Here is a 9,961-nt window from a genome sequence, read left to right on the forward strand (position 1 = left end):
CGGAGGCCCGCCGCATGCTCGACGACACCCTGCTCGACGATCCGGCCGCCCTCCAGCGCGCCGACCAGGACCGCGCCCTGCTGGCCCTGGCCGGGGCCGGCGCCCGGGTCCGCACCGCGCTGCGGCAGGCCGACGCGGCCGGCCTCGACCGGCTGAACCCCGACGGCCGCCCGCGCGCCGTCCTGGTCGCCGGGCACGGCAGCGCGCTGACCGCGGCCGAGATGCTGTCCGCGCTGGCCGGCACCGCCAGCCTGATCACCCCGCTGCCGCCGACCGAGGCCGCCGCCCCGCGCGTCGACCGGGCCGGCGCCCCGCCCGTCTTCACCGCCGGGCTCGGCTGGCAGCTGCCCGGCTGGGCCGGCCCGCTCGACCTGCTGGTGATCAGCTCCGCCGACGGCGGCGAGCAGGGCCTGGTCGGCCTCGCCGAGCAGGCCTACGCGCGCGGCTGCGCGATCGTGGTCACCGCCCCGGCGGGCAGCCCGCTGGCCGGGGCCGCGCTCCAGGTGCGCGCGCTGCCGCTGCCGTACGTGGCCTCGGTGCTGCCCGAGGACGGCTCGCCGGCCCGGGCCGCCGAGCCGGACCTGCCGGCCGAGGACCCGGCCGCGCTCTGGTCCCACCTCGCCCCGCTGCTGGCGCTCGCCCAGAAGCTCGGCCTCACCCAGCTGCCGTACGACGCGCTGCCGGGAGTCGCCGACCTGCTGGACGCCACCGCCGTCCGCTGCCGCCCCGACGCCGCCGCGTACACCAACCCGGCGAAGAGCCTGGCCGCGCGGCTGGCCGGGACGGTCCCGCTGCTGTGGGCCGAGGGCCCGATCGCCGGGGCCGCCGCCGCCCGCTTCGCCGCCCAGCTGGCCGACCGGGCCGGGCGCCCGGCGCTGGCCGGGCCGCTGCCGCAGGTGCTCACCGCCCACCGCGGCATGTTCACCGGGCAGTTGGGCGCGGGCGCGGACCCGGACGACTTCTTCCGCGACCGGGTCGAGGAGCCGGACCCGCTGCACCTCCAGGTGCTGCTGCTGCGGCAGGCCCCCGGCCCGGCCGGCGGACCGCCGGACGGGCAGGACGGCCCGGCCGAGGTGCCGGAGTCGGACGCGGGCCCGCGCAGCTTCGGCGTGAGCCGGGCGCACCGGCTGGCCGCCGCGCACGACGTCCGGCTGACCGAGTACGCGAGCGGCCGCCCGGAAGCGCTGCACGCGCTGGTCGACCTGGTCGCGCTGACCGACTTCGCCGCGGTCTACCTGGGGCTCGCCGCCGCGCAGTCCTGAGACGGTCGGCCGGGTCGGGCCGCCCGGCCGGTACGGTAAGCGCTCGACGAGGCTGACCGGGCCGACCGACCGTGAGGACCCACTGGCATGAGTACCGAAGGCGGCACCAAGGCACTGGTGGCGGCGCTGTCCGCGAATCTGGCGATCGCGGTAGCCAAGTTCACCGCCTTCGGCTTCACCGGCTCCTCCTCGATGCTGGCCGAGGGCGTGCACTCGGTGGCCGACTCCGGCAACCAGGTGCTGCTGCTGATCGGCGGCAAGCGGGCGCGCCGGGCGGCCGACGAGGAGCACCCGTTCGGGTACGGCCGCGAGCGCTACGTGTACGGCTTCCTGGTCGCGATCGTGCTGTTCAGCGTCGGCGGCCTGTTCGCGGTCTACGAGGGCTGGCACAAGGTCAACCACCCGGAGGCGCTGGACTCCTGGGGCTGGGCGGTCGGCGTGCTGGTCTTCGCCATCGCGATGGAGGGCTGGTCCTTCCTCACCGCGGTGCGGGAGTCGGCCAAGGTCAAGGGCAGCCGGAGCTGGACCCAGTTCATCCGCACCGCCAAGGCGCCGGAGCTGCCGGTGGTGCTGCTGGAGGACACCGGCGCGCTGATCGGCCTGGTGCTCGCGCTGTTCGGCGTCTCGCTCACCGTGATCACCGGCGACGGCGTCTGGGACGGCGTCGGCACCCTCTGCATCGGCGTCCTGCTGGTACTGATCGCCGTGGTGCTCGCGCTGGAGACCAAGTCGCTGCTGCTCGGCGAGTCCGCCGACAAGGAGTCGGTGCGGCGGATCCGCGAGGCGCTGGTGGACGGCCGCTCGGTCACCGGGGTGATCCACATGCGGACCCTGCACCTCGGCCCGGAGGAACTGCTGGTCGCCGCCAAGATCGCCGTCAACGCGGAGGACAGCGCCGCCCGGGTGGCGGAGGCGATCGACGCGGCCGAGGAGCGGGTCCGCGCGGTCGTCCCGATCGCGCGGGCGATCTACCTGGAGCCCGACGTCTACAGCGCCGAGAAGGCCGCCGCGGGCGAGGACCCGGCCGCCACGCCCGGCGGGCCCGGCCCCGGGGCGGCGCACTGACGCCCGGAGCTGGAGCGGTGCTGGAGCGCCGGTCGGGCCGGGGGCCGAAAACGGTCATCGGCAGACGGCCGGTGGGGCCGTCGGTGTAGATTCGTCACCAGAGCCAGAACGTCGCTGCTGATGGCGGTCGATCGGCGGTCCGCGCCCGTAGGGTGTGCGCCGGTCGAGGGAGAGAGGTCCTCCGACGGTTTGTGCTGCGCACGGGAGCCGGTCCGCCATCGCGGGGTCCGGCGGCCTGGGCGCGGCCGTACCTCCGTACGGCCCGCCGCGCGCGACACACGCCCGGACCTTTGGCCCCACCCCCATCAGCGAGGAGCAGACGCATGTCGACCGACATCACCGGTGACTTCAAGGTCGCCGACCTTTCCCTGGCGCCGTTCGGCCGCAAGGAGATCCAGCTGGCCGAGCACGAGATGCCCGGTCTGATGGCGATCCGCGCCGAGTACGCCGAGGCGCAGCCGCTGGCCGGCGCCCGGATCACCGGCTCGCTGCACATGACCATCCAGACCGCCGTGCTGATCGAGACCCTGACGGCGCTCGGCGCCGAGGTCCGCTGGTGCTCCTGCAACATCTTCTCCACCCAGGACCACGCGGCCGCCGCCATCGCGGTCGGCCCGGAGGGCACCCCGGAGAACCCGCAGGGCGTGCCGGTCTTCGCCTGGAAGGGCGAGACCCTGGACGAGTACTGGTGGTGCACCGAGCAGGCGCTGACCTGGCCGGACGGCAAGACCCCGAACATGATCCTGGACGACGGCGGCGACGCCACCCTGCTGATCCACAAGGGCGTCGAGTTCGAGAAGGCCGGCGCCGCGCCGGACCCGTCCACCGCGGACAACGACGAGTTCCGGATCATCCTGGAGCTGCTCAACCGCACCCTGAAGGACACCCCGAACAAGTGGACCGAGGTCGCCGCCACCATCAAGGGCGTGACCGAGGAGACCACCACCGGTGTCCACCGCCTGTACGAGATGCACCGTGACGGCACCCTGCTGTTCCCGGCGATCAACGTCAACGACGCCGTCACCAAGTCGAAGTTCGACAACAAGTACGGCTGCCGCCACTCGCTGATCGACGGCATCAACCGCGCCACCGACGTGCTGATCGGCGGCAAGGTCGCCGTCGTCGCCGGCTACGGCGACGTGGGCAAGGGCTGCGCCGAGTCGCTGCGCGGCCAGGGCGCCCGCGTGATCATCACCGAGATCGACCCGATCTGCGCGCTGCAGGCGGCGATGGACGGCTACCAGGTCACCACCCTGGAGGACGTCGTCTCGATCGCGGACATCTTCATCACCACCACGGGCAACAAGGACATCATCCTTGCCTCGCACATGGAGAAGATGAAGCACCAGGCGATCGTCGGCAACATCGGCCACTTCGACAACGAGATCGACATCGCGGGCCTGGCGAAGCTGCCCGGCATCGTGAAGACCGAGGTCAAGCCGCAGGTCCACGAGTGGCGCTTCGCGGACGGCCACACCATCATCATGCTGTCCGAGGGCCGCCTGCTGAACCTGGGCAACGCGACCGGCCACCCGTCCTTCGTGATGTCCAACTCCTTCGCCAACCAGACGATCGCCCAGATCGAGCTGTTCACGAAGACCGAGCAGTACCCGATCGGCGTCTACGTGCTGCCGAAGCACCTGGACGAGAAGGTCGCCCGTCTGCACCTCGACGCGCTGGGCGTGAAGCTCACCACCCTGACCAAGGACCAGGCCGACTACATCGGCGTCCCGGTCGAGGGCCCGTACAAGGCGGAGCAGTACCGCTACTGATGCGGTGAGCCCGTCGCGGTGAGCCGCCGTCGAGGCGGCGGGCCGCGAACGCCGGTGGCCGGCACCCCGCTCGGGGTGCCGGCCACCGGCGCGTCCGGCCGCGCTCAGCGCGGGATGTCGGCCGCGCTCAGCGCGGGATGTCGGCCGCGCTCAGCGCGGGATGTCGGCCGTCCCTAGCGCAGGACCTCGGTCGTCCAGGCGCCCGCGTCCACGCCGAGAGCCTTGGTGTGGGCGAGCATCCACGGCAGTCCGCCGAGCTGCGCCAGCGAGGGCGGCAGTTCGTCCCCGGCCCCGACGCACACCTGCACCCCGTTGTCGGTGGCGCACTGCGGCGGGTTCGGCCCGGTGACCGGCACGCCGTCCTTCCCGGACGGCGGCGTCTGCGCCCCCGCGGTGGCCGGCTTCACGGAGAACCAGACGGTCTTGCCCTCCGCTTCGAGCATCAGCCACATGCTCCAGGCGCCCTTGCCGTCCGAGCCCGGACGGCTCAGCTGGACATTGGTGGCCTTGAACGCCTCGGGCAGTCCGGTGAACCGCACCGGCAGCGGGACGTCCCAGGTGTCGTACCGGACTCCGGCGGCCACCTTGTGCAGGACCTCCCGGCCGATGTCGGCCGGCCGGCCGTCGGAGCCCGCGAGCTCCGCCCAGCGGCCCGAAGGCGTCAGCCACCGCAGGGTGGGACTGTCGTTCGGCCGTGCGCCGGAGACCACCCAGTAGGCGGTGCGGCCGTCGACCGGCTCGGCCTCCTCGGTGCGGATGTCGCTGCCGGGCGGCCCGGTCATCAGGGGCCGGGACCCGGCCGGGTACAGGGAGAGCCGCAGCCGCGGGGCGTTCCCGCCCTTGCCGCTCGCCTGCAGCTCGACGCCGTGGAACCCGGTCTGGTAGCCGGTGCCGTTCTCGCCGCCGGCCCACTCCGGCAGCCAGCCGAACCGGAGTTCGGGGGTCAGCGGGTCGGCCCGGTCCGGTGCGGCGGTCGGGGAGGGTGTGGCCGTCGGGGACGCGGTGGCCACCGGGGACGGGGCGCCGGCCGCGGGCGCGGCCGGCAGGACGGGGGCGGCGGTGCCGTTACCCGGCAGCAGGAGGGTGCCGCCGGCCACCACCGCGGCCGTCGCGGCCGCGACGACACCGGTCACGGCCAGCCTGCGGCGGCGCAGCCGGGCCGCGCCCTCGGCCATGGACCGGCCGGTGTCGAAGCCCGGAGGCGGCGCCGGTTCGTCGGCCAGGGCCGACAGACGGGTGGCCAGGTCGTGCGGGTCGGTGGCGGTCATGACATCCTCTCGACGACGGTGGGACGGGCGGTGAGCCCGCTGCGGAGGGTCTCCAGCGCGCGGGAGCTCTGGCTCTTGACGTTGCCGGAGGAGCAGCCCAGGGCCTCGGCGGCCTGGTCGATCGTCAGGTCGCAGTAGTAGCGCAGCACCACGGTGACCCGCTGGCGCGGCGGCAGCGCGGCCAGGGCGCGCCGCAGGTCGAGCGAGACGTCCAGATCGACGCCCGCGGCGGCGGTGTCCGGCTCGACGGCGGTGCGGACGGTGCGGCGCCACCACGGGGAGCGCTGCTCGGCCAGGAACGTGTTGACCAGCACCCGGCGGGCGTAGCCGTCCCGGTTCTCCACCCGGGCGGCCCTGGCCCAGTTCACGTACAGCTTGGTGACGGTCTCCTGGACCAGGTCGTCGGCCCGGTGCCAGTCCCCGCACAGCAGATAGGCGACCTTCCGCAACCAGCCGCTCCTGGACGCCACGTACTCCGTGAACTCCGCGTCGCGTTCCTGCTTCGCCATCCGCACCTCCTCTCGTCGTGGCGTCGGCGCGCTGCCGCGCCGATCACCCCCCTAATGCGAGCGGGCGGCCCGAACGTTGCACGCGGGTTCGAAAATCGCCCACGTAGGCTTTCGGGCATGCCCAATGGCCGGTACTCGCTCCATGACACGCACGACCACGTCCTGCTCGGTGAGGAGCGCTTCAGCTGCGCCCCCGGGGCGGCCGGCTGGCGGTACGTCTCCAAGACCTACGCGCCGGACGGCCGGGTGATCGGCGGCGTCGACCTCACGCTGGACTCGCGGGCCCGGCCGCTGCGGATGGAACTGCGGGCCGGGGGCTGGCAGGTGCGCGGCGGGGCGGTGGACGGGGTCGCCTGGGTCCGGACCGACGCGGCGGACCCGGCCGGTGAGCACGCGCTGGAGGGGCACGACCGGGCGCACGCCTTCACCGGCCGCTCGCCGGGTTTCCTGGTCGCCACCGCCCGACTGCTGCGGCTGGCGGAGGGGGCGAGCGCCCGGGTGCGGCTGGTCGCGTTCACCGAGCCGGTGCTGGCGCCGCGCACCCTCGACCAGGGGTGGCTGCTGGAGGGCGTCGACACGCACGAGACGGACTCGGGGCCGCTGCTGGTCGAGCGCTACCAGGTCGCGGACCTGGAGACGGGGGAGCAGCAGGTCGTGCACCTGGCGGGGGACGTGGTGCTGTCGGCGGGCGGGGTCGAGCTGGAGGAACTGGCCTCACCGCCGAACGCCTGGCGGGTGGGCGGCGGCGAGGAGGAGGAAGAAGAGGAGTAGCGGGGCAGCGGGGCTCAGGACGGCGGGGCTCAGGACGGCGGGGCTCAGGATGGTGGGGCTCGGGATGGTGGGGCTCAGGACGGCGGGGCGAAGCCGGAGCCGGCGGCGGGCTTGTCGAAGGACGGGGCCGGCGGGGCGGTCGGGACAGCCGGGGCGGTGACCGGGGGCGCGGGCTGGGTGGGTGCGGCCATGGGTGCGGCCGGCATGGTCGGCGCGGCCGGCGCGGGTGCCGTCGGGATGCCGAGGACCCGGACGGGCCGGCCGTCGGTCGTGACGGGCACCGGGACGGGGGCCGGACGCTGGACGGGCACCTGCCCGGGCAGCGGCGCGGCCGCCCGCAGCCGCTCCTCGGCACGCAGCCGCTCCTCGGCACGCAGCCACTCCCGGCGCTGGCGCTCGGTGAGCACCGCCCCCAGGTACGCGGCCGGGTGCAGCCCCGGCGGCACCGGGTGGCCGGTCCGGGCGGCCAGGTCCTCGGCCAGCCGGGTGGTCATCCGGTTCATCACCGCAGGGTCCAACTGGCCGATCCTGCCGAGCAGTTGGCGAACGGCGAGCCAGAGCGGCTCCGGGACGGCGGACAGGTCCATCGCGACCAGCTCGTGGCCCATCGCCTGCAGCAGCTGCGGGTGCACCGGCGGCAGCGGGGAGCCGCCGCGGCCCGTGACCGGGGTGCGCTCGCGGACCACCACCGTCCCGGCGAAGATGTCGCCGAGCCGCTTGCCCTCCGAGTGCACCGCCGAGGTGATCACGGCCGGCGAGCCGGTCAGCGCGACGAATTCGAAGAAGCCGACCAGCCCGCGCACCAGCGAGTGACGGAACCGCACCGGCCCGCCGTCGGTGCGCACCACCCGCAGGCCGAGCGCGGCCTTGCCGAGCGAGCGCCCGTTGGTGAGGGTCTCGACCATCACCGGGACGGCGACCAGGAAGAACACCATCAGGCCGATCATCGTGGCCGCCAGCGCCGCGCCGTCGAGGTCGACCAGGGCGACGCTCAAGAGGAGTGTGAACACCAGAAGGGCGGCGAACTCCACGAGCAGGTCGAGCACGATCGCCAGTGCCCGGCTCGGAAGCTTCGCCGTCTGCAGGCCGAGGACGACCGCCTCACCCGTCACCAGGTCGCTCAAGACACCTGTCCGTTCACGCTCTTGGAGCCGGTACGGCTCGCTCATGGAGATCCGGGACCGCCGAGGGCGGCAGTGCCGGGCGGGAATCGGACCGGATCGGCCCCCCACGACCCGCTCTCCGCAGTCCGAACCGCAGCCGCCAACATACGGGGCCCGGTGGGCGCACGGGAAGTGAGATCCCCGGGGGCCGCCACGCGGGCCCCTGCTGGCATGCTGGGGCCGCACGCGTCCGTCCGTACCTGCCCGTACGTACCCGACCGCCCGCCAGCCCGCCCGCGCACGCACGTCCGCGCCCACCGCCGATCATGGAGCCGCCGAATGGACCTGGACGTCTTCGTCGCCACCCACCAGGGGGAGTGGGCCCGGCTGGACGCCCTCGCCCGCAGGCGCCGGCTCAGCGGCGAGGAGGCGGACGAACTGGTCACCCTCTACCAGCGCGCCACCGGCCACCTGGCCAAGGTCCAGGCCGCCGCGCCCGACCCGTCGCTGGTGGGCCGGCTGACCGGACTGGTCTCGCGCGCCCGCAGCGCCGTGACCGGCGCCCGCACCAACGGCTGGCAGGACGTCGCCCGCTACTACACGGTCAGCTTCCCGGCCGCGCTCTACCGGGCGCGCCGCTGGTGGATACCCGTCGCGGTGATCTCACTGCTCGCCACCGTGTTGCTCGCGTGGTGGATGGCCACCCACCCGGAGGTCCGCAACAGCCTCGTCGCCCCCGACCACCTGCGGGAGCTGACCCGCCCCGGCGGACAGTACGAGGCGTACTACTCGGACCGGCCGGCCAGTTCCTTCGCCGCGCAGGTCTGGACGAACAACGCCTGGATCGCCGTGCAGTGCCTGCTGTACGGCATCGCCCTGGGTATCCCCGTGGTCTACGTGATGTGGACCAACGTGGTGAACCTCGGCATCGGCGTCGGGCTGATGGCCTCCGCCGGACGCCTCGACGTCTTCCTCGGCCTGCTCATTCCGCACGGACTGCTGGAACTGACCGCGGTCTTCGTGGCCGGCGGCCTCGGCCTGCGCCTCGGCTGGACGGTCATCGACCCCGGACCGCGGACGCGCGCTGTCGCACTGGCCGAACAGGGCCGCTCGATCATCGGTATGTCCATGGGCCTGGCGACGGTGCTGGCGGTCTCCGGCGTCCTCGAAGCCTTCGTCACCCCGTCCGGCCTGCCCACCTGGGCGCGAATCGCCATCGGCGTCCTGGCCGAGGCGGCGTTCCTCCTCTATGCCCTGGTGCTGGGTCGGAAGGCCGCGGAGGGCGGGGAGTTCGGCGACGTGGACGCGGCCGACCGGGCCGATCTGCAGCCCGTCGCCGGCTGAGCCCTGGCGATCAGCACCCCTCTGACCTGCTAGTCTTCTCTTCGTTCGGCCAAACCATTGACGTGGTGGGGGCGGACGAGTAGGTTTCAACGGTTGGGACTGACTGGACAACGGTCGATCCCGGGCGTTAGTGTCTACGACACCGCCGAATCGAGGGCGAGCGCGTTTTACGAAATGCGCATCCTCTGACGAAGCAAATCCCACGGACTGAGCACACCGAAGGCTTTGATACGCTTCGGTACGAAGTTCGCAGGAAATCCCGCCGGCGGGAATCGGATGAATGAAACTCCGGAAAACGGAGCGGAAAACATCTGATAAGCTGGGAACACGAAAGAACGAAGCCCGGAGGGTCCGCTGGAAGGCGGTCCGAAGGAAGCGTCCGTTCCTTGAGAACTCAACAGCGTGCCAAAAGTCAACGCCAGATATGTTGACATCCCCGGCCTCGATCGTCTGATCGGGGTTGGAGATTCCTTTTGAAACAAACACTAGCGAGGACGCAGTGCGCGGGACCGCCCTATTCCGGTGGTTGCCGTGCCGCTCAACGCGGGTGTGCACCGGTCTTCGGGCCGAGTAAACATTCACGGAGAGTTTGATCCTGGCTCAGGACGAACGCTGGCGGCGTGCTTAACACATGCAAGTCGAACGGTGAAGCCCTTCGGGGTGGATCAGTGGCGAACGGGTGAGTAACACGTGGGCAATCTGCCCTGCACTCTGGGACAAGCCCTGGAAACGGGGTCTAATACCGGATATGACCTTCCTCCGCATGGGGGTCGGTGTAAAGCTCCGGCGGTGCAGGATGAGCCCGCGGCCTATCAGCTTGTTGGTGGGGTAATGGCCTACCAAGGCGACGACGGGTAGCCGGCCTGA

Annotated in this window: 8 protein-coding genes and 1 rRNA gene; 6 read left to right on the forward strand and 3 right to left on the reverse strand. The window is 72.8% G+C overall.

Annotation, left to right across the window (positions count from 1 at the left end; genetic code table 11):
- Positions 1 to 14: 14 nt before the first annotated feature.
- The 3 genes from ACFQ6N_RS33450 (at position 15) to ahcY (ending at position 4,099) form a co-directional block, all read left to right on the forward strand.
- Positions 15 to 1,262 carry an SIS domain-containing protein gene (locus ACFQ6N_RS33450; RefSeq protein ID WP_380657383.1) on the forward strand — a complete coding sequence of 416 codons (1,248 nt, stop codon included), beginning with the start codon at positions 15 to 17 and terminating at the stop codon, positions 1,260 to 1,262.
- Between the two features lie 87 nt (positions 1,263 to 1,349).
- On the forward strand, positions 1,350 to 2,327 hold the full coding sequence (locus ACFQ6N_RS33455) for a cation diffusion facilitator family transporter (protein ID WP_380657385.1): 978 nt from the start codon (positions 1,350 to 1,352) through the stop codon (positions 2,325 to 2,327).
- A gap of 323 nt (positions 2,328 to 2,650) precedes the next feature.
- Positions 2,651 to 4,099, forward strand: coding sequence for an adenosylhomocysteinase (gene ahcY / locus ACFQ6N_RS33460; protein ID WP_380657386.1), 1,449 nt, complete (start codon positions 2,651 to 2,653; stop codon positions 4,097 to 4,099).
- Positions 4,100 to 4,272: 173 nt separating this feature from the next.
- On the opposite strand, the gene ACFQ6N_RS33465 is transcribed toward ahcY, so the two are convergent.
- Both ACFQ6N_RS33465 and ACFQ6N_RS33470 read right to left on the reverse strand, forming a co-directional pair.
- Positions 4,273 to 5,367 carry a hypothetical protein gene (locus ACFQ6N_RS33465; protein WP_380657388.1) on the reverse strand — a complete coding sequence of 365 codons (1,095 nt, stop codon included), beginning with the start codon at positions 5,365 to 5,367 and terminating at the stop codon, positions 4,273 to 4,275.
- Positions 5,364 to 5,876, reverse strand: a complete 513-nt coding sequence (locus ACFQ6N_RS33470; RefSeq protein WP_380657389.1) for a SigE family RNA polymerase sigma factor — start codon at positions 5,874 to 5,876, stop codon at positions 5,364 to 5,366. The genes ACFQ6N_RS33465 and ACFQ6N_RS33470 overlap by 4 nt, the downstream gene beginning before the upstream one ends.
- Before the next feature lie 117 nt (positions 5,877 to 5,993).
- On the opposite strand from ACFQ6N_RS33470, the gene ACFQ6N_RS33475 reads away from it, so the two are divergent.
- Complete coding sequence (locus ACFQ6N_RS33475; protein WP_380657391.1) at positions 5,994 to 6,647, forward strand: hypothetical protein; 654 nt, start codon at positions 5,994 to 5,996, stop codon at positions 6,645 to 6,647.
- 74 nt (positions 6,648 to 6,721) lie between these two features.
- Here ACFQ6N_RS33475 and ACFQ6N_RS33480 read toward each other — a convergent pair whose 3' ends face one another.
- Positions 6,722 to 7,771 (reverse strand): RDD family protein, encoded by a 1,050-nt coding sequence (locus ACFQ6N_RS33480; protein ID WP_380657393.1) that lies wholly within the window; start codon positions 7,769 to 7,771, stop codon positions 6,722 to 6,724.
- Positions 7,772 to 8,089: 318 nt separating this feature from the next.
- Here ACFQ6N_RS33480 and ACFQ6N_RS33485 point away from each other — a divergent pair, with 318 nt between their 5' ends.
- Together ACFQ6N_RS33485 and ACFQ6N_RS33490 are read left to right on the forward strand one after the other, a co-directional pair.
- The gene (locus ACFQ6N_RS33485) at positions 8,090 to 9,094 is read left to right on the forward strand and encodes a stage II sporulation protein M (RefSeq protein WP_380657395.1); all 1,005 of its coding nucleotides are present in this window, start codon (positions 8,090 to 8,092) and stop codon (positions 9,092 to 9,094) included.
- Positions 9,095 to 9,671: 577 nt separating this feature from the next.
- A 16S ribosomal RNA gene (locus ACFQ6N_RS33490) occupies positions 9,672 to 9,961 on the forward strand; the annotation flags it as partial.

Origin of the sequence: Kitasatospora sp. NPDC056446 (genome assembly GCF_042796115.1) — a bacterium.
Taxonomy (GTDB): Bacteria; Actinomycetota; Actinomycetes; order Streptomycetales; family Streptomycetaceae; genus Kitasatospora.